General features: G+C 62.8%; 22 protein-coding genes. 15 read left to right on the plus strand and 7 right to left on the minus strand.

Translation table 11 applies throughout. From position 1 onward, the window contains the following. Nucleotides 1-37: 37 nt before the first annotated feature. Nucleotides 38-1,531 (minus strand): MFS transporter, encoded by a 1,494-nt coding sequence (locus tag JFU57_RS20165; protein ID WP_201130554.1) that lies wholly within the window; start codon nt 1,529-1,531, stop codon nt 38-40. Nucleotides 1,532-1,686: 155 nt separating this feature from the next. On the opposite strand from JFU57_RS20165, the gene JFU57_RS20170 reads away from it, so the two are divergent. The 3 genes from JFU57_RS20170 to JFU57_RS20180 all read left to right on the plus strand — a co-directional run bounded on the left by JFU57_RS20170 (nt 1,687) and on the right by JFU57_RS20180 (nt 3,471). Continuing rightward, complete coding sequence (locus tag JFU57_RS20170; protein ID WP_201130555.1) at nt 1,687-2,319, plus strand: TetR/AcrR family transcriptional regulator; 633 nt, start codon at nt 1,687-1,689, stop codon at nt 2,317-2,319. A 36-nt stretch (nt 2,320-2,355) separates the two neighbouring features. Next, on the plus strand, nt 2,356-2,733 hold the full coding sequence (locus tag JFU57_RS20175; protein WP_078472526.1) for a hypothetical protein: 378 nt from the start codon (nt 2,356-2,358) through the stop codon (nt 2,731-2,733). Between the two features lie 141 nt (nt 2,734-2,874). Next, nucleotides 2,875-3,471, plus strand: a complete 597-nt coding sequence (locus JFU57_RS20180) for a hypothetical protein (protein WP_201130556.1) — start codon at nt 2,875-2,877, stop codon at nt 3,469-3,471. A 77-nt stretch (nt 3,472-3,548) separates the two neighbouring features. Here the strand turns inward: JFU57_RS20180 and JFU57_RS20185 are convergent, their stop codons facing one another. The 4 genes from JFU57_RS20185 to JFU57_RS20205 all read right to left on the minus strand — a co-directional run bounded on the left by JFU57_RS20185 (nt 3,549) and on the right by JFU57_RS20205 (nt 9,822). Continuing rightward, nucleotides 3,549-4,658: a DNA alkylation repair protein gene (locus JFU57_RS20185; RefSeq protein WP_201130557.1), complete on the minus strand. Its 1,110-nt coding sequence runs from the start codon at nt 4,656-4,658 to the stop codon at nt 3,549-3,551. 146 nt (nt 4,659-4,804) lie between these two features. Beyond that, on the minus strand, nt 4,805-6,628 hold the full coding sequence (locus JFU57_RS20190; protein ID WP_201130558.1) for a monovalent cation:proton antiporter-2 (CPA2) family protein: 1,824 nt from the start codon (nt 6,626-6,628) through the stop codon (nt 4,805-4,807). 491 nt (nt 6,629-7,119) lie between these two features. Then, on the minus strand, nt 7,120-9,201 hold the full coding sequence (locus JFU57_RS20200) for a M48 family metallopeptidase (RefSeq protein WP_242487446.1): 2,082 nt from the start codon (nt 9,199-9,201) through the stop codon (nt 7,120-7,122). A 24-nt stretch (nt 9,202-9,225) separates the two neighbouring features. After that, nucleotides 9,226-9,822: a LemA family protein gene (locus JFU57_RS20205; RefSeq protein WP_020298791.1), complete on the minus strand. Its 597-nt coding sequence runs from the start codon at nt 9,820-9,822 to the stop codon at nt 9,226-9,228. Nucleotides 9,823-10,018: 196 nt separating this feature from the next. Here JFU57_RS20205 and JFU57_RS20210 point away from each other — a divergent pair, with 196 nt between their 5' ends. The 4 genes from JFU57_RS20210 to dmeF all read left to right on the plus strand — a co-directional run bounded on the left by JFU57_RS20210 (nt 10,019) and on the right by dmeF (nt 12,224). Next, entirely contained in the window at nt 10,019-10,324 is a 306-nt protein-coding gene (locus JFU57_RS20210; protein ID WP_201130560.1) for an RcnB family protein, read from the plus strand. Between the two features lie 123 nt (nt 10,325-10,447). Then, nucleotides 10,448-10,789, plus strand: coding sequence for an FKBP-type peptidyl-prolyl cis-trans isomerase (locus tag JFU57_RS20215; protein ID WP_078472728.1), 342 nt, complete (start codon nt 10,448-10,450; stop codon nt 10,787-10,789). Nucleotides 10,790-10,971: 182 nt separating this feature from the next. Beyond that, entirely contained in the window at nt 10,972-11,244 is a 273-nt protein-coding gene (locus JFU57_RS20220) for a metal/formaldehyde-sensitive transcriptional repressor (RefSeq protein WP_020298789.1), read from the plus strand. Between the two features lie 14 nt (nt 11,245-11,258). Next, the gene (gene dmeF / locus JFU57_RS20225) at nt 11,259-12,224 is read left to right on the plus strand and encodes a CDF family Co(II)/Ni(II) efflux transporter DmeF (protein ID WP_201130561.1); all 966 of its coding nucleotides are present in this window, start codon (nt 11,259-11,261) and stop codon (nt 12,222-12,224) included. Nucleotides 12,225-12,239: 15 nt separating this feature from the next. On the opposite strand, the gene JFU57_RS20230 is transcribed toward dmeF, so the two are convergent. Next, nucleotides 12,240-12,887, minus strand: coding sequence for a LysE family transporter (locus JFU57_RS20230; protein WP_201130562.1), 648 nt, complete (start codon nt 12,885-12,887; stop codon nt 12,240-12,242). 143 nt (nt 12,888-13,030) lie between these two features. Here JFU57_RS20230 and JFU57_RS20235 point away from each other — a divergent pair, with 143 nt between their 5' ends. Next, complete coding sequence (locus tag JFU57_RS20235) at nt 13,031-13,957, plus strand: LysR substrate-binding domain-containing protein (RefSeq protein WP_201130563.1); 927 nt, start codon at nt 13,031-13,033, stop codon at nt 13,955-13,957. 24 nt (nt 13,958-13,981) lie between these two features. Here JFU57_RS20235 and JFU57_RS20240 read toward each other — a convergent pair whose 3' ends face one another. Further along, entirely contained in the window at nt 13,982-14,500 is a 519-nt protein-coding gene (locus tag JFU57_RS20240; RefSeq protein WP_201130564.1) for a GNAT family N-acetyltransferase, read from the minus strand. 321 nt (nt 14,501-14,821) lie between these two features. Between JFU57_RS20240 and JFU57_RS20245 the strand changes: the two genes are divergently transcribed. From JFU57_RS20245 to JFU57_RS20275, 7 genes are all read left to right on the plus strand, one after another. After that, nucleotides 14,822-15,574 (plus strand): ArsR/SmtB family transcription factor, encoded by a 753-nt coding sequence (locus JFU57_RS20245; RefSeq protein WP_201130565.1) that lies wholly within the window; start codon nt 14,822-14,824, stop codon nt 15,572-15,574. Nucleotides 15,575-15,812: 238 nt separating this feature from the next. Next, nucleotides 15,813-18,188 carry a T6SS effector BTH_I2691 family protein gene (locus JFU57_RS20250; protein WP_201130566.1) on the plus strand — a complete coding sequence of 792 codons (2,376 nt, stop codon included), beginning with the start codon at nt 15,813-15,815 and terminating at the stop codon, nt 18,186-18,188. Then, on the plus strand, nt 18,188-19,021 hold the full coding sequence (locus JFU57_RS20255; RefSeq protein ID WP_201130567.1) for a hypothetical protein: 834 nt from the start codon (nt 18,188-18,190) through the stop codon (nt 19,019-19,021). Before JFU57_RS20250 ends, JFU57_RS20255 begins: the two co-directional genes overlap by 1 nt. Continuing rightward, entirely contained in the window at nt 19,022-19,792 is a 771-nt protein-coding gene (locus JFU57_RS33195) for a DUF6708 domain-containing protein (RefSeq protein ID WP_207202219.1), read from the plus strand. 421 nt (nt 19,793-20,213) lie between these two features. Further along, complete coding sequence (locus JFU57_RS20265) at nt 20,214-20,738, plus strand: DUF6708 domain-containing protein (RefSeq protein ID WP_242487452.1); 525 nt, start codon at nt 20,214-20,216, stop codon at nt 20,736-20,738. Further along, nucleotides 20,735-21,706, plus strand: a complete 972-nt coding sequence (locus tag JFU57_RS33275) for a DUF6708 domain-containing protein (RefSeq protein WP_242487453.1) — start codon at nt 20,735-20,737, stop codon at nt 21,704-21,706. The genes JFU57_RS20265 and JFU57_RS33275 overlap by 4 nt, the downstream gene beginning before the upstream one ends. 104 nt (nt 21,707-21,810) lie before the next feature. Further along, complete coding sequence (locus tag JFU57_RS20275) at nt 21,811-22,311, plus strand: AAA family ATPase (RefSeq protein WP_201130568.1); 501 nt, start codon at nt 21,811-21,813, stop codon at nt 22,309-22,311. Nucleotides 22,312-22,962: the final 651 nt, after the last annotated feature.

The raw sequence follows: 22,962 nt of genomic DNA on the forward strand, positions 1-22,962 counted from the left end.
CCCGCGTCCGCACGCGGCCCGTGCCTGGCCGCAGCGGCTACGGGGAGGTTGGACGTCGTTCTTGGCGGCGGTGGGTGTGCAGCAGCAGGCCCATGGCGATCAGGCTGCTGGCGCCGGCGAGCAGCATGGCCAGGCGAAATCCGCTGCTCATGGCGCTGCTGTAGAGCTCGGCAAACAACCCGCAATGGCTGGGAAAATAGTGCTGGTTGACCGCTGCCCGGGCCATCGGCAAGGCGTCGGTAAAGCCGTTGGCCCGAGCCGACTCACTGAGCCGGCGTACCGCCTGGGCGCTCATCAGGCTACCCAGCAGGGCAATGCCCACGCTCATTCCGGTCTGGCGCAGGGCGTTCATGGTGGCCGAGGCGATCCCCGCGCGTTCCGCTGGCGCCGTGGCCATCACGCTGAGCCCGGTCGCCGGGACCGCCAGGCCCATGCCCAGGCCCAATACCGCAAACAGCGAGCCCACCCACCCGTAGGGCGTGTGAGCGTCGAAGCTGCTCATGGCGCACATCGACAGGCCAATCAGGCCATAGCCGATGATCATCAATTGCGGCACCGGCAGGCGCCCCGCCAGGCGGCCGAAAAGCATCGACACACAACCGGTGACGATAAATTGCGGGAGCATGCGCACCCCGGTTTCCGAGGCCGACCAGCCCTGGATCTGCTGCAGGAAAATCGAAAAGAAAAACAGGCTGCTGTAGCTGGAGAACCCCAGCATGAACGAGGCCAGGTTGGCCACGGCAAACGGGCCCTGGCGCAGCAGTTGCACCGGCACCAGAGGGCGTTTGACCCGGCGCTCCACCAGCACAAACAGCACCAGCAGCACGCCAGCCAGGACCAGGGCCGTGAGGGCTGTGGGTCCGCTGAAGCCCTCATCGCCGGCGACGATCAGGCCATAGGTCAGCGCCCCCAGCCATAGCACGCTGAGCACCTGGCCGGCTGGATCGAGTGCTGCGTGCTCGGGGTGTTTGCGTTCGCTGATGCCCCAGGCACCCAGGACGATGGCCAGCAAGCCGAGCGGCAGGTTGATCAGGAAAATGCTCGGCCAGCCCAGCGAGTCCAGCAGCACGCCGCCCACCAGCGGCCCCAGGATCAGGGCCATGGCAGTGAACGCCGACCAGCCGCCAATCACGTGGGCGCGTTGCTTCGGGTCGGGGAAAGCATGGCTGAGAATCGGCATCGCCCCGGGGATCAGTAGCGCCCCGGCCAGCCCTTGCACTGCGCGTCCGGCCAGCAATTGCGGCAGGTCGCCGGCCCAGGCGCAGAGTGCCGAGCCAATGCTGAACAACCCCACGCCGATCAGCCAGCAGCGCTTGTGACCGTAGCGATCGCCCAGGGGGCCGGCCGACAGCATGAAGGCCGACAGGCAGATGGCGTAGGCATTGACCACCCACTGCAACCCGGCAAGGTCGGTGTTCAGCGCGTGCTGCAAGGTCGGCAGGGCAACGTTGACGATGCTGATATCCAGTGTCGCGAGGAAGGTGCCGAGGTAGGCGGCGGCCACCAGGGCCGGGCGGCGATAACGCTGCATGAGACAACTCCCGGAGGGGGGGGAAGGGAAGTGAGTGGAGGCATCATAAGTAGTCGACTGACCGTCGGTCAATGGATTATGAAGTGCGCTGCTGTCGCTAGCGCACGGCGATTCCCCTAAACTGTCGACCTTTGTCTGCCAGGCCGGACCCGCCGATGACCGTGAAACGCACCAGGGATGAACAGCAGGCGCCAGACCTGCCGCGCCCCCGAACCAAACCTGCCGAAGTGCGCCTGGACGAACTGATGGCAGCCGCCGAAAGCCTGTTCCTGAGCCAGGGTGTGGAAGCCACCACCATCAGTGAAATCGTCGAGCGGGCCCAGGTCGCCAAGGGCACCTTCTATCACTACTTTGCTTCGAAGAACGAGATGCTGGTGGCCCTTGGCGAGCGCTACACCGCGCATTTTCTCCAGCGCCTGGAGCAGGCGGTCGAGGCCTGCGCCGCCGACGATTGGGTGGCACGCCTGTCGAGCTGGATCCGCGCCAGCGTCGACACGTACCTGGCGACCTACCGGATTCACGACATCGTCTACACCAACCATCACCACCATGACCGCGACAACCCGGACAAGGGCGCGATCCTCGCCCAACTGCAGGGCATCCTTGAAGGTGGGCAGCAGGCCGGCACCTGGTCGCTGTCGCACCCCGGCATCGTGGCCTCGCTGATCTATGCCGGGGTGCATGGCGCCACTGACGATGTGATCGCCGCCCGTCAAGGTGACAGCCAGGCCCTAGCCGACGTCATCATCCAATCCTGCTTGCGCATGCTCGGTGTACCCAGGGCTTAGGCCCAGTCATTTTCTGTAAAAGGACTTACCTGCTCGATGAAAAAACGCACCCGCATTCTCTGCGCCGTGGTCGCTGTGTTCCTGGCGTTTCAGGGGTACTACGCCTTCTATTACGGCTACACCTATCAGAAGCCGGACTACAGCCCGAACAAGGCGTTCTACTACCAGAAGTACCGGCTGTTCAGCTGGAGCCGCTGGATCCCCAGCATCGGCATGCCCGGTGATGGCGCGCAGTCGTTGTACAACACCGGTGGCTATGTACGGGTGTTCAGGGCCGACGGGACTCTGGAGGGGCAGTTCTACAACAGTTGCGTGGCGATGACCGAGGTGCACTGGACGGGTGACTCGATTGTCGGGTTTGGCTGCGGTGAGAGTGACGACAACCTGGTGGAACTCTCGGCGGATGGCGGATGAGTCGTCATCGCGGCTTGCCCGATCGCCTTGAGAGGGCGGGCGGGTTCCGGGTCTGCCGAGCCGACTCGGGCGCGATGTCGAGTGTCGACGCCGGGGCCGCACGCGAGGCTCGGCCCATGACCCTGGCACAGGGGGCTTGAGATGGAGTTTGAATCGCTGTTCGCCGGCCTGGTGCAAGGGGCCTTCGACGCTGGCCCCGGGTTGCTGAAGCTTGCCGCGCTGAGCCCGGCACAGCTGCTTGCCCAGGGCTTTGATCGGGTGGGGGAACCCCTGGAGTTTCATCTTTACGAAAAGCCGGCGGTGCTCACCCGCAAGGGTCGTGAGCTGGGTGTGCTGTTGAAGGTCTACTTTGATGCCGAGCGCCGCCTTGGCCCCGGCGTGGAACTGGGCAAGGGCTTGCGCCTGACTTCGCTGCTGGCATGCTACCTACGGCTCAGGGGGCTGGAGCAACCGAACCAGGGCACCCTGGAGTTTTATTTTGTTGATGATGAGCGCAGGGAAGGCGCGGTGATTATCGAGGGGAGTACCGTGGTCCGCTTCAGCCAGTGGGATCGAAGAGCCGGGTACCGGGTTGCAACCCTGGAGCGCAACTTTCCCGAGGCGGGGCCGTGCCAGGAACTGGCGACCTCTATGGTCAAGCGCACCCTGCACCCTTTGGCGCTGGAGTCGGTGCCCTCGCGTCGCACCGGCAACCCCGCCTTTGACCGCTTGCGTCGCGCCTGGCCCCCACCTCTGTAGCCGCTGCCGAGCCCGCGAGGCTGGCTGGCCCTCTAAAACGCCGCAGAGTGTCAGGTGTTCGTACGTTCTCGCACAGCTCAATCCTCCCCCAACAACTCAAATTGCGTGCTGCCCAGGCATTCGCCATTGACCAGGATGTGCACCCGGTGGCTGCCGGCGTAATGCCGGCGGGTGCTCAGTTCGCGGATGTGCTGGGCGCGGCTCAAGGTTTCACGGGCGTGGGCGGCGAGGGTCAGCGCCTTGAGCTTGAACACCTTGGCCGACGTGGCGCCCGAGGCCTTGACGTAATCGATGGCGTAGTCGACCACCAGCTTCTGGCTGGCGGCAGCCGTCGAGGCCAGGGTGAAGGACAGATTCACCCGCTCCCCCAAGCGAATGGTCGGCGGTTCGATCCGCAGGTCCAGCAGCTCGACCTCGGCCCGGGCACCGGCGCCGATGATTGCCAGGGCCCGGCGGTCGCCCTGCTTGATCAGGCTGCGCAGGGCATGCCGGGCAATCCACGCGGTGTGGCGGTTGTCCAGGGGCCAGCCTTCGATCAGGTCCAGGACCCAGCTCGGGTGATCCTTGGTGATGTCATTGAGGTGGTTGGCCACCGATTTGCGCACGTACAGGCTGGGGTCGGCCTTGAGCGCGTCGAGGATCGGCGCGGCCAGCGTCGGGTCGGCCTGGATCTGCTCCAGGCGAAAGGACCAGGGCAGGCGCGGGCGGCTGCCTTCACTGGCCAGGCGCCGCACATGCTCATCCGGGTCCAGCGCCCACTGCTGCATCAACGCCAGGGTGCGCTGCGGGTCGCTGCGCAGAAAAGGCCGTATGGCAAATTCCGAGGAGCCGAACCCGGTGAAAAACTTCAACGCCTGCATCGAGCGCTCGAAGGCATGGGTGCCATGACTGGCCACGTAGTGCGGCAGGAACATGCACACAAACCGGCTGTCCAGGCGCGGCGCCAGGGCTTCCAGCAACCCCAGGCTGGTTTCGTAGTCCAGCGCCAGCACGCTGTGCAGGCTGTCACTGACCCGGGCCAGGCGCTGCATCACCGATAACTCGGCCAGGCCCTGGCTCGCGTGCTTGAGAAACCCCCGGCGATCGAACCCCGGATACACCGCCAGCATTTCGTCGGCGATATGTTCCAGGCGTTGCTGGTTGAAGATTTCCTTCAGCGCAGGTGCGCTTTGCTCGGCAGTGGTCATCGGCAGATCCAGTCAGTGGCAGGGCGCGAACACTCTACAGCAGGGCCCTGACAGTTTATGTCAGGAGCCGCAGGCTGGGAGAGGTGGCGCGGCGTAGCCCTTGCAAACCCGGACACCGCGCTGCCCGGGAGTCAACGCCAGGGCGTTTAACGCGGTGGCGGCAATGGGCTTTCGACCTGCTCGTCCAACTGGTCGGCGGCGAACAGCCGTGCCAGTTCATTGCGCGCCTCCTGGGCGGTCTGCAGTACCTTGGCCGCGTCGTCGTACACCGCGTGCTGGGCTTGCAGCACTTGTTCGTCGTGGCGGGTGAAACGCTGGATGCGCGAGTCGGCCTGGGCCTGGCTCAAGCCGAGGCCGACCAGGGTCCGCCGGCTCATTTCCAGGCTCGAATAATAGGTTTCGCGCACCGCTTCGGCGCCCAGATCCACCAGCTTGTGCACGTGCTGGCGGTTGCGGGCACGGGCGATGATTTTCATGTGCGGGTACAGCTTGCGCACCAGGGCGGCGGTCTGGATGTTGGTGTCCGGGTCATCGGTGGCGATCACGAAAAACTCGGCCTCGCCGACCTTGGCCGCATTGAGGATCTCGGGGCGCATCGGGTCGCCGTAGAACACCGGCATACCGCCGAAACTGCGGGTCAGTTCGATGGTTTCCACCGAGGTGTCGAGGGCCACGAACGGCACTTTCTGCGCCTTGAGAATCCGCGCCACAATTTGCCCCATGCGGCCCATGCCGGCGATCACCACCCGCGGCGCGTCGCTGTCGATGTCCCGCAGGTGCGCCGGGACTTCCACCGGCTTGCTCTTGGGCACCAGCAGGCGCGAGCAGGCCAGCAACAGCAACGGGGTCATGGCCATCGACAAGGTAATGGTCAGCACCAGCAGGTCATACAGCCGCGCCTCGAACAGGCCCTGGTCACGGCCGATCTTGAACACCACGAACGCAAATTCGCCGCCCGCCGCCAGCACCACCCCCAGGCGCACGGCGCTCAAGCGCCCGAGCCCCCCGGCCAGGCGCCCGACCACGTACAGCAACGGCAGCTTGAGGCCGATCAGCAACAGGGTCAGCCCGAGCACCGCCAGCGGTGCGCTGAACAGCAGGCTGATATTGGCCCCCATGCCGACGCTGATGAAAAACAGCCCCAGCAGCAAGCCTTTGAACGGTTCGATCTGGGCTTCCAGTTCGTGGCGGTATTCCGAGTCGGCCAGCAGCAGGCCGGCGAGGAACGCGCCCAGGGCCATGGACACCCCGGCCAGGTCCATCAACCAGGCGGTGCCGATGACCACCAGCAGCGCGGTGGCGGTGGACACCTCGGGCAGCCCGGTGGCGGCCACCACGCGAAACACCGGGCGCAGCAGATAACGCCCGCCAACCACCACAACTGCAATGCTGCCCAGCACCTGCAGGCCGTGGGTGATGTCCTGGGCGGTGCTGGTGTGGTGGTCGCCGCCGGCCAGAGCCGGTACCAGGGCGATCAGCGGGATGGCGGCAATGTCCTGGAACAGCAGAATGGCAAACGCCAGGCGCCCGTGGGGGCTGTTGAGTTCCTTGCGTTCGGCCAGGCTTTGCAGGCCGAAGGCGGTGGAGGACAACGCCAGCCCCAGGCCGAGGACGATGGCGCTGTTCAGAGGTTGGCCGAACACCAGCAGGGCCATGCTGCCGATCACCACCCCGGTCAGCAGCACCTGGGCCAGGCCGACGCCGAACACCGCCTTGCGCATCACCCATAGCCGTCGCGGCGACAGCTCCAGGCCAATGATGAACAGCAGCAGCACCACCCCGAGTTCGGAAATGTGGCTGACGCTCTGAGGGTTGCCGATCAGCCCCAGCACCGACGGGCCGATGATCACCCCGGCAAACAGATAGCCCAGGACCGCCCCCAGTTGCAGGCGCTTGGCCAGGGGCACGGTCAGCACCGCCGCGAACAGAAACACGACGGCGGCTTGTAACAGGTTGCCTTCATGGGGCATGGGCTTACTCCGGGGGATGGGCAGCGCTGGTTGACCTTGGCCAGCAGGGTGCGACCCAGGATAGGGGGATAAGGTTACGACCGATCGATGGCCGCTGGCGTCACAACTGGCTGCGCCAGGTACTGGTGAATTCGGCGGCCGCCGGCGGCAGGCGGTTCAGCAGGGCCAACGCGTTGTCGCCCTGGTTGTAATAGACCAGGAAGTCGCCGTGTTCAAAGCAGACCATGAAGCCGCTGAGAATGCTTGTGTCCAGGTGCGGCCATGTATCGAACAGCGCGGCGACATCGGTGATCAGTTGACCCGCCAGATGGCCGGCGCCGAGGGTGGCCAGCAGGTCTTCGGCGCGCCATTCGCAGCGTTGCCCCGGGTCCAGCTCGAAGGCGGGCGTCAGGTGCAGGGGCTGGTGGTCGGTGCCGACGCTTTCGCCGTCGCTGAGCAGGAACATCGACAGCAGGCTGGCATCGCTGCAGCGCCATTGCAGGTCGCCGCAGTCATCCATGACCCGCTCGCCAGCAAAAAAATAGCGCTCGTTGTCCAGCCCGGCCAGGCGTTTGCCGATCAGGCTGCGCAGTCGTTGCAGGTCGAGGGCCTGGCGTTCGGCACCGGAGGTGCGGCAGTGGTGGGCGCTCACGCCGTGGCCTGGGGGCAGCGGCAGTATGGGGCGCCGGGGCCTGGGCGAGCAGGGGTGGCATCGGGCAATCCAGCAGGTCGGCCACCGCGCGCATCAGCTCGGCTTCGGCCACTGTCACTTCGCCGTCGTATCCGATGCAGCGGGCCATGGCGCCGAGCAGCGTCGGGCGTTGTTCCAGTGTCAGCTGGCGCAGGCGGAGCAGGGCCTGGTCCAGGTGTTCAAGGTCGGTTTCAGTTGCTTGCGGGCGCTCGAATGGCAGCCCGCCCCAGGCGCAGGTCAGGGCCAGGCGTGCCTGCTCCGGGTCGGCCTGGCCGGCGTTGGCCAGGGCCCCGAGCAATACCGCCAGTTCAGCGCTGCACTGGGCCAGGGTCCATTTGGACTCGGCGGCCGGCAGGCCTTCGACATTGCGCTGCACGATGCGCAACAGGGTCCACTCCAGCAGCTCGACCTTGTCGTCAGCCTCGATCAGGTGCCGGAGGTTGTCCATGAAGACCTGCAGTGCGCCCTTGTCCAGTTGCTTGAGGGCCGGGATGACCAGGTCCAGCAATGGCAGGCGCAGGCCCGGATCAAGCTGCTCCAGAGCCGGGCTCAGGGAGTCGACGGCGCCCCGTAGCGCAGCGTCGGTGCTGCCGGCCAGCTGTTGCCGTTGCAGGTCGCGGACCGTTGCGATTGGCGACAGCAGCAGGCCGTAGACCAGGGCCTGGGCCCCGGTGCTGCTGCGGGCGCTGTCCTTGAGCCGTGGGTCGAGGCTGGCCAGGGTCTGTTGCGCCGCGTGCAGGTGGCCCTGTTGCGGCGCGCCGATGGTGGCAATCGAGGCCTGCACGGCGGCCAGGTCAAACACCAGTGCCGCCGGCGCAGGGGCGACGCTGGGCAGGGAGCTGAGCACTTCGGAAAAATCGAGGTCGCTGCTGCCGCTGGCGGCGGGCAGCTCGACCAGGGCCACGCTGGGGAAGTTGCCGTCCCAGCTCGGCTCGATCCGGCGAATGCGTTCGCCCAGGGGTGGGTGGGTCGCCGAGCCACCGCTGGCCGATAGCGTCGCGCCTTCGCTGAAGTAGAGATGGCTGAATTCGGCGGCGTGGGCGGCGTCCAGTTTGGAGCTGGCGGAGTAGCCGCCGATCTTTTTCAGGGCGCCGAGGATGCCGGTCGGGTTGCGGGTGAACTGCACAGCCGAGGCGTCGGCGAGGAACTCGCGTTCGCGGCTGATGGCGCCCTTGATCCGATTGCCGAAAAACGTGCCCACCGACCCCAGCAGGACCAGGGCCATGCCGATAAACAATCCCACGGTCCCGGCCTGGTTGCGCCCGGACTTGCTATTGAGAGCGCTGGAGCCGCTGGCAATCACATTGCCCACCAGGCCGATCACCAGGATGCCGTGGACGATCGCCACCAGCCGGGTATTGAGGCGCATGTCGCCGTTATAGATGTGGCTGAATTCATGGGCGATGACCCCCTGCAATTCATCGCGGTTGAGGACCATGATCGCCCCGTGGGTGACCCCGACCACAGCGTCCTGGGGCGTGAGCCCGGCGGCGAAGGCGTTGATCCCGGCATCCGGCAGCACGTACACCTGGGGCACTGCGGTGCCGGACGCCAGGGCCATTTCTTCGACCACGTTAAGCAGTCGCTGCTCCTCCAGCCCCCGGGGTTCGAGGTTGATCAAGCGGCCGCCGAGCCGCTCGGCCACCACCTTGCCGCCGGCGCGCAATTGCGCGTGCTTGCTCAGGCTGGCACCGATGACCACCACCAGTACCAGAGCGGCGATGCTCGGCACCATTTGCCAGTTGATGCCTGCCTCGATTTTCATTTCCTGCTGGAGCTGCTGCATACCCACGATCAGCACCACGCTGGTGACGGCGATCAGCGAGATCACCGCCAGGGTCATCAGCAGTACCAGCTGCAGGGTGCGCCGTTTGGCACGGGCCTGGTGTTCAAAAAAATTCATCGGACCGTCCGTGGTGAAAGCGGGTTAGAACGCAACCTTGGGCGCTTGCTGGATCGCCGCGCTGTCGGCGAATTCCAGCAGGCTGGCGTCGCTGCCATGGCCCAGGACCCCGGCCAGCAGCACCGGCGGGAAGCTCTGGCGATAGCTGTTGTAGGCCATGACCGAGTCGTTGTAGGCCTGGCGGGCGAAGGCCAGTTTGTTTTCGGTGCTGCTCAGCTCTTCGCTCAATTGCTGCATGTTCTGCGAGGCCTTGAGGTCCGGGTAGGCTTCCATGGTCACGTTCAGGCGGCCCATGGCGCTGGTCAGGGCCCCTTCGGCCTGGCCCAGTTGCGCCATGCTCTGGGCGCTGCCCGGTTGCGCCGCGACCGCCTTGAGGCCGGCGAGGGCGGTGTTGCGCGCGGCGATCACCGCTTCGAGGGTTTCGCGCTCGTGCTGGAGATAGCCCTTGGCGGTTTCCACCAGGTTGGGGATCAGGTCATAGCGGCGTTTGAGCTGGACTTCGATCTGGGCGAAGGCGTTCTGATAGCGATTGCGGCGGTTGACCAGGGTGTTGTAGATGCTGATGGCACCAATCACCAGCACGGCCAGAATGGCCAGGGCGACGAGGGTGGAAATAGCCATGGTGATGTCCTTATCCAGGTGGTTTTTGTGGGGCGCATGGTAACCGAATTTTTTCTCTTCACGCGCCGCGTTGGTCGCCTGGGGATCGCTTTTTTGCCGTCGGAGCGCTGGCCCCGACGTCCATCGGCAAGGGCTGTGAATGATTTCCCCGCGCCGCGGTCCGACCCAGGGTATGCCTTGAATTCTGGAGTGCCTCATGATCGTCAAACCACTGATTGCCTGCCTGTCCCTGACCGCCTGCCTGTCTGCCATGGTGCCCCTGGCCCAGGCCCAGGAGGCTGCCGATAAAAGCGTGTCCTCGACCTTCAACGGGCGCGAGCTGGTGGTCGGCGACCGTGCCCCGGACCTGTATCAGCGTGAGGTTTCGGCCCTCCACGACTGGAAGAAAAAAGGCCTGAAGGCACCCCAGGAGCAAAGCCAGTGGGTGCAAATCAAGGACCAATACGTGCTGGTGGAAATCACCAGCGGCAAGATCCTCGACATGGCGCCGGTCAAGCGCTGAGGCACTGGCCGGACGTCGCCAGCGCGTCGCGGGGTTTGCCAAGCGCGAGCAATTCTGCGAAAACCCTGCGCGCATTCCCCGGCGGCGGGGAGCGTTGAACGAGGGGCAATGATGAACGAGCAGATGAGCGACCAATTACAGGTGATCGATACCCAGTTGGGCGACGGCAAGGCCGTGGTCAAGGGGGCGTTGATCACCACCCAGTACCGGGGCTTTCTGGAAGATGGCACGAGCTTCGATTCCTCCTACGAGCGCGGCAAGCCATTCCAGTGCGTGATTGGTACCGGGCGGGTGATCAAGGGCTGGGACCAGGGCCTGATGGGGATGAAAGTCGGCGGCCAGCGCAAGCTGCTGGTACCGGCGCACCTGGCCTACGGTGAACGCTCCATGGGGGCCCATATCAAGCCCCATTCCAATCTGATCTTCGAGATCGAATTGCTGGAAGTGCTGACCCGCGACGACTGATCCGATTCGCAGTTACCTCCACCCGTGGCCCGGGCGGCTATTGCCCGTGGACCACCCTGCCATTGCCGTGCTGCTCTATAACGGGCAGGCGTTGCCACCTATCCAAATGTTTGGCGACATGCTTGCCAGGCTGGCCGGCCAGGGGTGAAGATGCTCGCCACATAGGGGTAGGGGGTATAGGTATGTCGCACACGCATGCACAGAAAGATGAACTGCTGAAACGGGTCCGGCGCATTCTCGGGCAGGTCCAGGCCGTGGAACGGGCGCTGGAGTCCGGCGCCGAATGCGCCAAGACCCTGCACCTGGTGGCCGCGACCCGTGGCGCCATCAATGGGTTGATGGGCGAGATCATCGAGGCCCATGCCCTGGAGCATGTGGCCAACCCCGAGCTCAGCGATGCAGAGCGGGCCAAGGGCGTCGACGAGTTGCTCGAAGCCATCCGCCGCTATTCCTGACAGGGGACTCCCGCATGAGCATTGCAGCCCAAGCCCGGCATTTTTCTCATCCTCACCTGTTTCTCGGCGCCGGCCACGACGATAACGCGCGCCGCACCCTGTGGGTGGTGGCGCTGACCCTGGTGATGATGGTCGGCGAAATTGCCGCCGGCTATATCACCGGCTCCATGGCCCTGTTGGCCGATGGCCTGCACATGGCGACCCACGCTGGCGCCCTGGGCATTGCGGCGGCGGCCTACGGCTATGCCCGACGCCATGCAGGCAGCGCGCGTTTCAGTTTCGGCACCGGCAAGGTCGGCGACCTGGCAGGCTTTGCCTCGGCGATGATCCTGGGCCTGGTGGCGCTGGGCATTGCTGCCGAGTCGCTGCTGCGCCTGTTCCAGCCGACCCAGGTGGCCTTTACCGAGGCCACACTGATTGCGGTGGCGGGGCTGGCGGTGAATATCCTCAGCGCCTGGCTGCTGGGCGGCCATCACACCCATCATGGGCATGGGCAGCACGCGGAGCACGGAAACGGGCATGAACATGCCCATGACCATCCCCATGAACACGCCCACGCCCATCACGACAACAACCTGCGTTCGGCCTATGTGCATGTGCTGGCCGATGCCCTGACTTCGGTGCTGGCGATTGCCGCGTTGCTTGCGGGGAGTTACCTGGGTTGGGTCTGGCTCGACCCGCTGATGGGCCTCGTCGGCGCGGTGGTGATCGCCCGCTGGGCCTACAGCCTGATGAAGATCAGCGCCGCCGTGCTGCTCGACGCCAGCGACGAGCAGGTGGCCGCAGAGATTCGGCAATTGGTGGAGTCGAGCGGGGACGCCAGCATCACCGATTTGCATGTGTGGCAGGTCGGGCCCCAGGCGCGGGCGGCCATTGTCAGCGTCCTGGCCCAGCCGTCGCTGAGTGCCGAGGCGTTGCGCCAGCGCCTGGCCGCGGTGCACGAGTTGGCGCACCTGACCCTGGAGTACCGCAGCCTGTAATCGCGCCCGGCGCCCTCAGGCATTGTCGGGCGCCAACAGCCCGTGGGCCGAGTAGGCGATCCCGCTCAGCGCCACCACCAGCAGCACCAGGCTGGAAGCCCAGGTCACGGCCCGCTGGTACTTGAGCGTGAGGGCGTGACGCGAAAGCAGGATATAGCCCGCCAGCACCGCGAAATCGATCACCACCCACAGTCCGATCAGCACGCTCACGCTGGTGCTGAACGACGGGCTGACCTGGATGAACCGGGGAAAGAACGAGACAAAGAACAGGATGTCCTTGGGGTTGGAAACCCCCACGAGAAAACCTTGCAGCAGATTCCCGCCTGCCCGCCGCGGCCGTGATCCCTCGGCGCTGGCGGAGCGCTCTGGCGCCCGCAGGCTGCGCAGCCCCTGCCATGCCAGGTAACCGATAAAACAGCAGCCCAGCAGGCTCACCCAGTTGAGCAGGGACGGCGCCAGCTTCAGGCTGCCACCTAGAATCAGCACCGCCACCAGGGCCAGCAGCAAGGACGCAGCGTTGGTGCCCAGGGCGGTCAGCACGGCGCGCCGTGGACCGGCCCGCAGGCTGGTGTTGACGATCAGCGCCACCACCGGCCCCGGTGTCGCCACCAGCAGCAGCACGCTGAATACATAAAGCACCACCAGGGAAAGTTGGAGTTGCACGAACGGCCCGCCTTGTAACGAGTGAAAGGTGCATCGAACGGCCGATGCGTCATGGTCCGGCACAGCTTGACCGGCTGACGGCGGGTTTAAAAACCGATAAAGCTGTAACCTTGCATGAGTATTTATCATTGTCGGAGCCGCTGATGGCCGAACGTATTCCTCCGCTTTATGCCCTGCGCGCCTTTGAGGTGGCGGCCCGGACCTGCTCCTTTACCCAGGCCGGGGCCGAGTTGGCACTGACCCAGAGCGCGATCAGCCGCCATATCCGCACCCTGGAAAGCGCCCTCGATTGCCGCCTGTTCGAGCGCAAGGGACCCAAGGTGACGCTCACCGATGCCGGCCAGCGCCTGGCCCAGGAACTCAAGGTGGGCTTTCGGATTATCGAAGAGGCCTGCCTGCCGTTTCGCGGCAACGCCCTGCAACTGCGGCTCAAGGCGCCGTCGACCCTGACCATGCGCTGGTTGTTGCGCGCCCTGGAGACCCTCAGGCAGGCCGAGCCCGAACTGGAGGTGCAACTGGCCAGTGTGTGGATGGATGTGGACGCTGTGGATTTCCAGGCCGAGCCCTACGATTGCGCGATTTTGCTGGGCAACGGGCAGTTCGGCGCCGGGATCGAGGGCTGCAAGCTGTTCGATGAATGGCTGATCCCGATCTGCGCCCCCGAAGCCACGCCGACCACGCCCTGGAACCTGCAGCGCTTGCAGGAAGCGCAATTGATTCACCCCTCGCCAGACCGCCGCGATTGGCGGCGCTGGCTCGCAGCGCAAGGGTGGCTGGAGCAGGTACGGCTGGATCGCGGCAAGGTGTTCGACACCCTCGATCAGGGCATCAGCGCGGCCATGCGCGGCCACGGGGTATCGATCGGTGACCTGCACCTGGTGGCCGACGACATTCGTGACGGCCAGGTCGGCTTGCCATTCGACAGCGCTGTGGCCTCGGGGGACGGTTATTACCTGGTCTGGCCCAAGGCCGGCCCGCGCCGGGAGAAAATCCTCCGCCTGCGGGATTTCCTGATCGGCGACCTGCCAAGTCTCGCCGGCATCGACCTCAATTACCTGCCCCCGGTGTAGGCGCAGTGCGCGCCTGGCGCCGGATCAGACCGTGGCGGGTGGCTGGCGCAGCATGACCCAGTCGCGGTGCAGGTCGGCGCCGCATTGGAAGGTGGTTTCACCGACGTTGATAAAGCCATTGCGCTGGTAGAAACGGATCGCCCGTGCGTTGGCTTCGCTGACCGTCAGCCGAATGGGCTGGGTGAGCGATTCCAGCGTCTGTTGCAACAGGTACTGGGCGCCGCCGCTGCCGTGAAAATCCGCCGCCAGGTAGCAGCGGGTCAGCTCTGGCACCTGGTCTGCCTCGGCGATACCCAGGGCCTGCGGACGCAGTTTGACCAGGCTGTAGCCGATGACCTGGCCCTGGTGCACCAACACCCGCAGCTGTTGCTCCGGGTCATCCAGGGCCGCATTGAAATGCTCTACCTGCAACTGGTCCTGGATAAAGGCCGTGATCTCCGCGGGCGGCGTATTGGCCGGGCAGGCCAGGGCAAAGGTCTGGGCGGCGATCTGGCTGATGCGCGGGCTGTCGGCGTGAAGCGCGTCGCGAACCTGAAAGGGCATGGGGCCTGTCCTCCTTGAGGGTTAGTCGATGGCAGCGGCCCATCATAAACAGGCCACCCCGACAGAATGGGCTGAAAGTGCATTTTTTCAGCCGATTTGCGCACATCCCTGGCCCATGTTCGACAGGATCCGCCGCTAGGCCGTGGAGCTTCTATCTGCCTGGAATTGTGCTCATGACCCGTTCCTCGGCAGACACCGTTGCAGCCAGACCTCATCCTCCCCCCAGCGCTCTCAGTGGGGGGCTGCAACTGCGGCTACGGAAACCGCGCCTTGCTACTATCCACTTCCCGATGCCGATCACCCTTCGTTCCGGAGCGAACCATGAGTGCGCAACAACACGACAGCGCGGTATCCCAGGTGGCTGCAGCCATCGCCGAACCGGCACGCACCAAAATGCTCTGTGCGCTGATGGATGGCCATGCCCGTACCAGCACCGAGTTGGCGGCACTGGCCGATGTCAGCGCCTCCACCGCCAGCGCGCACCTGGGCAAGCTCAAGGAGCTGTCGCTGGTGCGCCTGCAAGTGCAGGGCCGCCACCGTTACTACAGCCTGGCCGACCCGCGCGTGGCCCAGGCCCTGGAAGCCCTGATGGTGATCGGTCACAACAGCGCTCCGCGCTTCAGCCCGCGCACCCCGGACCGCCTGCAATTTGCCCGCACCTGCTACGACCACATGGCCGGCACCCTGGCTGTGCTGCTGCATGATCGGATGTGCGAAGCCGGTTGGTTGCAGGAGTTGCAAGACAGCGCGCGGCAGTACCACCTGAGCGCGTCCGGCGAGGCGTTCTTTGCGGGGCTGGGGATCGAGGTCGAAGGGCTCAAGACCTTGCGCCGACGCTTTGCCTGCCCGTGCCTGGACTGGAGCATGCGCCGCCCGCACCTGGGTGGGGCCCTGGGCGCGGCCTTGCTGCAACACGCACTGCAATGTCAGTGGCTGAGCCAGGACCTGGACAGCCGCGCCCTGGCCCTGACTACCAAGGGGCGCAAGCAACTGTCGACACGCTTCGCCCTGCAACTGCCCGAGGCGGGCTTGGCCTTGTCGGAAATGCACGGCGAATCGCCGACGAGGCCATGAAGCGCCAGCGGGCGGTCCCTGGTGCGATAACCAGGGGCCGCTCCCATCATCCGTTCATTGTCTTCCCGACCAGGGTGAGTTTCAGACTCCCCTTATAGCCCCCCGCGTGTTCTCCCTCCTAAATTCCCGCACTCGCGAAAACCCGGCACCCCAGCGTCCAGCACGGCATCGCCCAAGCCTATGACGACGCGGCCTGGGCACGCATCGCAACCTCCTTGCCCCGCGCGGAGAACTACTCATGAGCACCAATACCGCCCTCGGCATTGCCATCAATGAAGCCGCGCCCAACCCCACCGGGGCCTGCAATGCCTGCCAGCGCACTGGCCTGCCGATCCTGCCGCTGCGAGCGGCCTATGCGCCAACGCGTTTCGCCATGCACAAGAAGACGCCCGTGTCCGGCTCGGGGCCGGCGTCGATCCCGATGATCCTCGACCAGCCGCGGATACTTCGCCAAGGCTACCTCTACGTGCTGCTGGACCAAAAAGAATGGCAGGCCTACCAGGTGACGCCGGAAGGTGCGTTGCGCCAGTTCCGCCCTTACCAGGTCCCGCGCGAACAACCAAGGTCGCTGAGCCCTTCCTGCATCGCCCAGGACCACGACTTCAGTGCGTCCTTTATCAATATCGACGCCGACACCTACTCGACTGCGTGGATTGCGTTCGCCAACGATCCATGGCCAGAGAACGTGCTGGATCAGTACAGGCGTGGCACGGCGGATGACGGCACAGCGCTGGACGGCCGATTCCACAAGCTCGATCTGAAGGCGGCGCGCGACAACCCGAGCAGCGTCGGCATCGTGATGACCGAGCAACACCTCGAGATCACTCAAGTGCTGGAGTACTCGGAGGCCAACCCCGGGGACTTCGTCAGCGTCCACGGCTTCTACAGCCGCCATCACCGAGGTGGGCTCTTTTTACGCTATGTGCGGAACTTGGTTCAGCGGGAAAACCTGCAGGAGGGGGGAGTGCTGGCGGTGGTGCTGCCCGACCCGATTGGCCGGGTGCAGGAATGCAATGCCCAGCGGGTAAGCGGGGTCAGGGCCCTGCAGGAATGGCGCTCAGAGCCGAAGCGGCGTTTCGAGTTCTTCACCTCCCAGGCACTGCTCGGCATCAAGGAGCTGCGCGATGCCTGGGCGGTTGCCGAGGCCAGCGAAGAGGCCAAGGCCCTGGACGAACACCATCGCCGTTGGAACAACAGCGCGGCAGGGCTCAGGGCACCGCTGCCGCCCATCGATGTCGAGGCCGAAACCCAACGCGGGACCCGACTCAAGCAGACCGAGGCCCGCGAGCGGCTCGAAGAGCGGTACGACGAAGCCCAACGGGCGAGTTTCGAACGGGCCTACCTGGCCGAGCAAAAGGCCTGGCAGCAGGCCATCGACCGCGAGGGCGAGCTGTACGCCCGGGAATACCAGGCCGCGCCATTCCAGCTCGCCGCCCGGTATGACTACAGTGTGACCTCCACACGCTCCGTAGAAGGTTTTATTCGCATGATGAGCCTGTGCCTGGTGGGCGGTCCCAGCGAAGTCATTCATCCAGACACCGCGACCCTGGGCGCGACCCAGCGGCTCTGGAAAAACCTGCTCGAAGACCGCCAGAGCTTGCTTTATCAGGCCTTGCTGGCCAAGGATCAGGCACTGTTCGACCACTTGAAGACAGCGCTGGCAGGCGATGATCTGGGCAAGCTCTACGACACCCTGAAAAGCATCATTGCCACCCACGAAGGCAAGGAGCTGATGATCGCGCCGGTCAAGCACGCCATCGGCCAGATACTGGCGGCCACCAGCAATGCCAGTAACGCCCTGATGCAACAGCTGTCGGCACAGACCCAGACGCTGGTCGGCCACGTGCACAGCGCGGCCTTTCTGCGCTACACCGGCCAGCAGGTGACCCAGGTTGTGGTGTCCCTGAGGCTTGGCGAATACCTGTCCCTGCTCAACGAGGCGATGCAAGAGCGCACCGATCAATTCATCACCCAACTCGACCAGAAGTTTCGCAAACCCGCAGAACGAAAGATCCGCGCCATGGTGGTGAGCGGCGCCATTGCCATCGCCGTCTCCGGCAACCACGGCAAATTGGTCGACGTCATGCTCTGGTCCCTGGAAAGCGCCCAAGCCCTGCAAGCCCGCCTGGAAAAACTGCGGGCCAATGCCAGCACCAACGTTACAGAGGCGCTGCGCAGCGTCAGCATCGGCGCCGCCACGCTCCACAGCGGCAGCACCCGGCTGCTGCATACGCTGGCTATTGGCGTGGACGACGCCCAAGCGCTGGCCAGAGGCGCCATGCAACGGATGCGCAATGGTGTGATCTCCGCAGCCCCTGCCGGCGCCGACCTGCTGCTGGGCCTGGGCAGCCTCTGGTTCCAGCAAGACAGCCTGCGCAAAAACTTTGAAACCTTCCTCAACACCCCAGGCAGCGGCAATCCCGAGGCGCTGGCGGCGGTGTGGTCGTCGTCCATCGGGGTGATGGGAGTGGGAGTCGAGATTGCGGGGGTAGGGACTCAGCTATTGCGGCCGGGGCTGACGACCACGGTGCGGGTGGCAGGGCAGGTGCAGACGGTGATGATGGGGGCGCGAATTGCGCAGTATGGGGGGCGATTGCTGCGATTGCGGGGGTGATGGATGGTGTGCAGTACTCATTTGCTGCGAATAGAGCTGCTACAAGAGGAGATAGTGAGGCTGAAAGTGATTACCGATTGGCAGCTTCGGTTTCAATGATCACTGTGCTCCCAGCTGTATACGGCGCATTGGCCGGTAGTGCCTTATTGGGTCCAATTGGATTGGCGTTAATACTAGGCTTGATCGCCTATGCGGTAGCAACTCGTGCTAAGAAGAAGGAGTCCTCCCTTCTTGAAATTTGGGCTCGTAGATGTCTTTGGGGACTTCCGAAAAGTCACCGCAGATGGAAAGGACCAGAAGATCTCGATAATGCAGTTGGCGAGCTTAATGCTTCTGTATTGGGAGTGACAGCCGATCTATCCATTAATCTTCGACCAGTGCGTGAATCAGACATTAAGGCGGCGGGCGAAGATTACGCGGCTTACGCCGAAATTAGACCTGTACCATATGGGTATTTCTTGGAGTATAGAATCTCTCTTCCTGAATACGACTCCGCACTGTCCGATTACACATGGAGTATGAAAGTATATCGCCCTGGTATGGATGGGCTGGTTATTGCTGCAGGCAATAACAATAGTCCGGCGACTGCGACCGAAGCACCACCTCCTTTAAAGAGAACTGACTACAAAACTGAAACGACACGACCCGCAATTAGCTCTAATGAAACAGCTTCCACTCTAACAATAAGCGGCGCCATCTGGTTTTACGATAATCACGACATGCATGCAGTGGACTTAGAAGTTTCATTCTGGCCGGACAGGAGCGATGAGTCGGGCGTCGCTCGACTCATCGCTCTAGAAGATAAAACAGATATATTGAAGAAGGGAAAATAAATGGCCAAACCTACACTTAATCCTCCTTGTCCGGGGTGGCAAGAAGACTTGCCTATTTCTCACCTGACACCTGCTACGATTTCGTCGCTTGGTGCAGGAAGCCCAAATCACATCAGCACAACTTATTTGGAGTTATCTCGACAAGATATGGCCTCGCGTGGAGTCTTGTTGGCGCTAACACTATTCATTCTGCTTTTGCTAATATCCCTCCAGCTTTTCTCATTTCAAAGAATGGCAGGATCATTGAAAGCAAATGACCTTATTGGCCTATTTTTTGATCTCGTTCTAGTTTGGATAGTGGCGTTTGGGCTACGTATAGATATAGCAATTCCGCGCGACTTACCCATCCGCTTCAACCGCTCCCGCCAACGCATCTACGCCTACAACTTCAACTACCGCTGGTGGAACCCTTTCGAACGTTGGCGAGTTATCCCCGTAGCCTACGATTGGTCACAAGTCCGCGCCGAACGCTGGAAAAAGCGCGGCGCCACCGCCCAAGGCGCGCTCATCATCAAATGGGGCGTGGTCCTGTCCATCGTCGAGCCCGGCACCAATAAGGTCATTGATCGTTTTCCACTAAGCACCATGGGCGCCGATGAGTTTGCTTGGGCTTATATCTGTACCTACATGCAGCAAGGTCCTTCAGCCCTGCCGCCACCGGGGCCACCGCACGACCATAACGATGTGCCCTGGTACAACTTGGCCCTGCGCCTGGCACCGAAGGTGAAGTGGCCTGCCGACATGGATCGTGAGTCGCGGACGGCGCCGTGAGCAGAAACTACTCAGGAGGACTTATTAACGGCGCACTTGCTCTTAATCAACTCATAGCGTCCACGCCATTAAACTAGAGGTGTCGTATTGACCTAACTTAACTGACGAATCAGGCGTTGCTTTTCTGATAGCTAAGGAGGACAAAATTGATATTGACGAAAAGGGTAATTAAAATTGGTTAAATCTCTACTCGACCCACCTTGTTCGGGCTGGCAAGAAGACTTATCTGAGCAAGAACTCCCACCAAGCACGCAGCCGTCACTAGGCGAAAAGGGGCCAAACTATCTAGATGATGTCTATCTGGAGGTGTCTCGCCAAACAAATGGAGCCAGGGCGCTTTTGATTTGGCTTGCGATTATATCAATACTTAGTCCGCTATATGTTGGAAGTTATAATTTCTGGCTGGGACAATCTTTCACCCATGAATATATTGGTAACTTGCGTCGTGATTATTCCGCTTGCTGTTTGGATGACTTTTTACTTTATCCGGATGGGTATCTCTCCCCCTCGTGATGAACCAATTCGCTTCAACCGAGCCCGCCAACGCCTCTACGCCTACAACTTCAACTACCGCTGGTGGAAACCCTTCGAACGTTGGCGCGTTATCCCCGTAGCCTACGACTGGTCGCAAGTCCGCGCCGAACGCTGGAAAAAGCGCGGCGCCACCGCCCAAGGCGCACTCATCATCAAATGGGGCGTGGTCCTGTCCATCGTCAAGCCCGGCACCAATAAGGTCATCGACCGCTTTCCCCTGAGTACCATGGGTGCCGATGAGTTTGCCTGGGCTTATATCTGCACTTATATGCAGCAAGGTCCCTCGGCCCTGCCACCGCCGGGGCCACCGCACGACCATAACAACGTGCCTTGGTACAACTTGGCCCTGCGCCTGGCGCCGAAGGTGAAGTGGCCGGCCGAGATGGACTGGGAGTCGCGGACAGCGCCGTGAGAAGAGGTTCCTACCTTAAAGAAGATGCCAAGTCACACACGTTGAGCATCAGTGATTCCATTGCTGAAAACCCAGCTCATAACATCCATGCTATTGAACTACAGGTCTCACTTTGGCCGGATGTAAGTGATGAGTGCGGTGTTGCGCAACTGGTAGTTAAAGACGACAAATTAAATGATCACGCTAAGGAAAGTAAATTGACATCCCCCCTACTCAACCCACCTTGTCCCGGCTGGAAAGAGGATCTTCCACCGCCAAACGCACCTCCGTCTGCCATAGCCTCACTTGATAATAATGGGCCCAATCACTTGAGTGATTATTATTTAGAACTGCCTAGGGCCTCGTTCCGGGCAAGAGGGATTATGTTGTGGATGGGGCTAATTATGTTGTTATGGTTGGTGACGTTAACCATAGGGCCATTCTCTTTTATTCACTCTACAAAACCATCAATTTTATTGATTGGCATAGTTTCTACCCTAGTATCTTTTTGGATTTCTCTACTAGCCATTAGGCTAGATTTATCAGTACCACGTGATCTACCACTGCGTTTCAACCGCTCCCGCCAACGCATCTACGCCTACAACTTCAACTACCGCTGGTGGAACCCTTTCGAACGTTGGCGAGTTAACCCCGTAGCCTACGATTGGTCACAAGTCCGCGCCGAACGCTGGAAAAAACGCGGCGCCACCGCCCAAGGCGCGCTCATCATCAAATGGGGCGTGGTCCTGTCCATCGTCGAGCCCGGGACCAATAAAGTCATCGACCGTTTTCCCTTGAGCACCATGGGCGCCGATGAGTTTGCCTGGGCTTACATCTGTACCTACATGCAGCAAGGTCCTTCAGCCCTGCCGCCACCGGGGCCACCGCACGACCATAACGATGTGCCCTGGTACAACTTGGCCCTGCGCCTGGCACCGAAGGTGAAGTGGCCGGCCGAGATGGACTGGGAGTCGCGGACGGCGCCGTGAGCAGAAAGCGTCAGGTGGCGCTGCGACACCCCGGCAGCCGTCTCTCGGGGTGATGGACACTTTTAGTTTGCGTATGCTGCTTAGCCGTCCCAGGAGCAACCCCCATGCTTATTGTCTTCAGCGGCCTGCCCGGCACTGGTAAAACCACCATCGCCCGCTTGCTGGCCGTGCGCCTGGGTGCCACTTACCTGCGTATCGACAACATCGAGCAGGCGCTGCGTGACAACGGTATGCGCGAGGTGGGCAAGACTGGCTATGACATTGCCAATGCCCTGGCCCGCAGCAACCTGGCCCTGGGCAATCAGGTGATCGCCGACTGCGTCAATCCGCTGGCCGAGAGTCGTGAGGCCTGGCGCGCGATCGCCGATGGCGAGGGAGTAGGGCTGCTGGATATCGAGGTGCTGTGCTCCGACCTCGATGAGCACCGACACCGGGTCCAAGGCCGGGAGTTGGATGTGCCGGGGCTGGTGCCGGCGAGCTGGCAGTCGGTGTGCGAGCATGACTACCAGCCCTGGACTGTGCCGCCATTGCGTCTGGACAGCGCCCAGTTGTTACCGGAAGAGGCAGTGCAACTGATCCTTGAGCGGCTCGCCGCCGGTCAGTGAAGCGGTATGTTGCAAGCTGTTTCAACACGCGCTGTACAGGGGGCGCCAACAGGCCTTTTTCAAAATGGAAGCGGTGTTGGCTGGCTGTTCTGCCGTGACCCGTTACCGGCAGATTGCCCGCCGTTTCGCCGATGATCCCCCGGTCAATACCCCAACTCCATAGGGGCCGCGCAGCAGTATCAACGACGGTAGCCACGGCTCAGTCAGTTACAGCGCATTTGCCCGGGATACGGGCGAAAAGGGCGGTGACTGCCGCTGTGCTGCGCTTTTTCGGACGCGGATGGTGCGTGCAGTACCGCTGTTTTCAGTACCGGGCGCCCAGGGTTACGTCGGGTGGTCAGGCAGGTTGGGTAAAAAAGTCCCGGTTAAGGGGCAAAAAAACCGTCAGCCGCGCTTTCTGCACTTTTTTCGGTCGTTCCAGGGTTGAGCGACCCTGGGGGACGATGTTGCCGGCTCAACCGATTCAGTGAATATCGGTGTCCATGTCTCATAGGTGAATAAAAATGTCGCTTTATAGATGATATTGCGGGCTGCCTCGGCAAAATCCCCAAGGCACGGCATTTGGGCATAGCGATTGCAAAAGCCCTGAAGAGACCGGGGGCATGCCAATGCCTGAGTGCCGGTCCGTTGTCTTCTTTAAATTCCCCTCTT

It is taken from the genome of Pseudomonas sp. TH07 (assembly GCF_016651285.1).
In the GTDB taxonomy this organism is placed as follows: Bacteria; Pseudomonadota; Gammaproteobacteria; order Pseudomonadales; family Pseudomonadaceae; genus Aquipseudomonas.

Bases quoted from the DNA above. Each gene is read 5' to 3' on its own strand.
- JFU57_RS20165 (WP_201130554.1), bottom strand. From the start codon at position 1,531: ATGCAGCGTTATCGCCGCCCGGCCCTGGTGGCCGCCGCCTACCTCGGC.
- JFU57_RS20170 (WP_201130555.1), top strand. From the start codon at position 1,687: ATGACCGTGAAACGCACCAGGGATGAACAGCAGGCGCCAGACCTGCCG.
- JFU57_RS20175 (WP_078472526.1), top strand. From the start codon at position 2,356: ATGAAAAAACGCACCCGCATTCTCTGCGCCGTGGTCGCTGTGTTCCTG.
- JFU57_RS20180 (WP_201130556.1), top strand. From the start codon at position 2,875: ATGGAGTTTGAATCGCTGTTCGCCGGCCTGGTGCAAGGGGCCTTCGAC.
- JFU57_RS20185 (WP_201130557.1), bottom strand. From the start codon at position 4,658: ATGACCACTGCCGAGCAAAGCGCACCTGCGCTGAAGGAAATCTTCAAC.
- JFU57_RS20190 (WP_201130558.1), bottom strand. From the start codon at position 6,628: ATGCCCCATGAAGGCAACCTGTTACAAGCCGCCGTCGTGTTTCTGTTC.
- JFU57_RS20200 (WP_242487446.1), bottom strand. From the start codon at position 9,201: ATGAATTTTTTTGAACACCAGGCCCGTGCCAAACGGCGCACCCTGCAG.
- JFU57_RS20205 (WP_020298791.1), bottom strand. From the start codon at position 9,822: ATGGCTATTTCCACCCTCGTCGCCCTGGCCATTCTGGCCGTGCTGGTG.
- JFU57_RS20210 (WP_201130560.1), top strand. From the start codon at position 10,019: ATGATCGTCAAACCACTGATTGCCTGCCTGTCCCTGACCGCCTGCCTG.
- JFU57_RS20215 (WP_078472728.1), top strand. From the start codon at position 10,448: ATGAGCGACCAATTACAGGTGATCGATACCCAGTTGGGCGACGGCAAG.
- JFU57_RS20220 (WP_020298789.1), top strand. From the start codon at position 10,972: ATGTCGCACACGCATGCACAGAAAGATGAACTGCTGAAACGGGTCCGG.
- dmeF (WP_201130561.1), top strand. From the start codon at position 11,259: ATGAGCATTGCAGCCCAAGCCCGGCATTTTTCTCATCCTCACCTGTTT.
- JFU57_RS20235 (WP_201130563.1), top strand. From the start codon at position 13,031: ATGGCCGAACGTATTCCTCCGCTTTATGCCCTGCGCGCCTTTGAGGTG.
- JFU57_RS20240 (WP_201130564.1), bottom strand. From the start codon at position 14,500: ATGCCCTTTCAGGTTCGCGACGCGCTTCACGCCGACAGCCCGCGCATC.
- JFU57_RS20245 (WP_201130565.1), top strand. From the start codon at position 14,822: ATGAGTGCGCAACAACACGACAGCGCGGTATCCCAGGTGGCTGCAGCC.
- JFU57_RS20250 (WP_201130566.1), top strand. From the start codon at position 15,813: ATGAGCACCAATACCGCCCTCGGCATTGCCATCAATGAAGCCGCGCCC.
- JFU57_RS20255 (WP_201130567.1), top strand. From the start codon at position 18,188: ATGGATGGTGTGCAGTACTCATTTGCTGCGAATAGAGCTGCTACAAGA.
- JFU57_RS33195 (WP_207202219.1), top strand. From the start codon at position 19,022: ATGGCCAAACCTACACTTAATCCTCCTTGTCCGGGGTGGCAAGAAGAC.
- JFU57_RS20265 (WP_242487452.1), top strand. From the start codon at position 20,214: ATGAATATATTGGTAACTTGCGTCGTGATTATTCCGCTTGCTGTTTGG.
- JFU57_RS20275 (WP_201130568.1), top strand. From the start codon at position 21,811: ATGCTTATTGTCTTCAGCGGCCTGCCCGGCACTGGTAAAACCACCATC.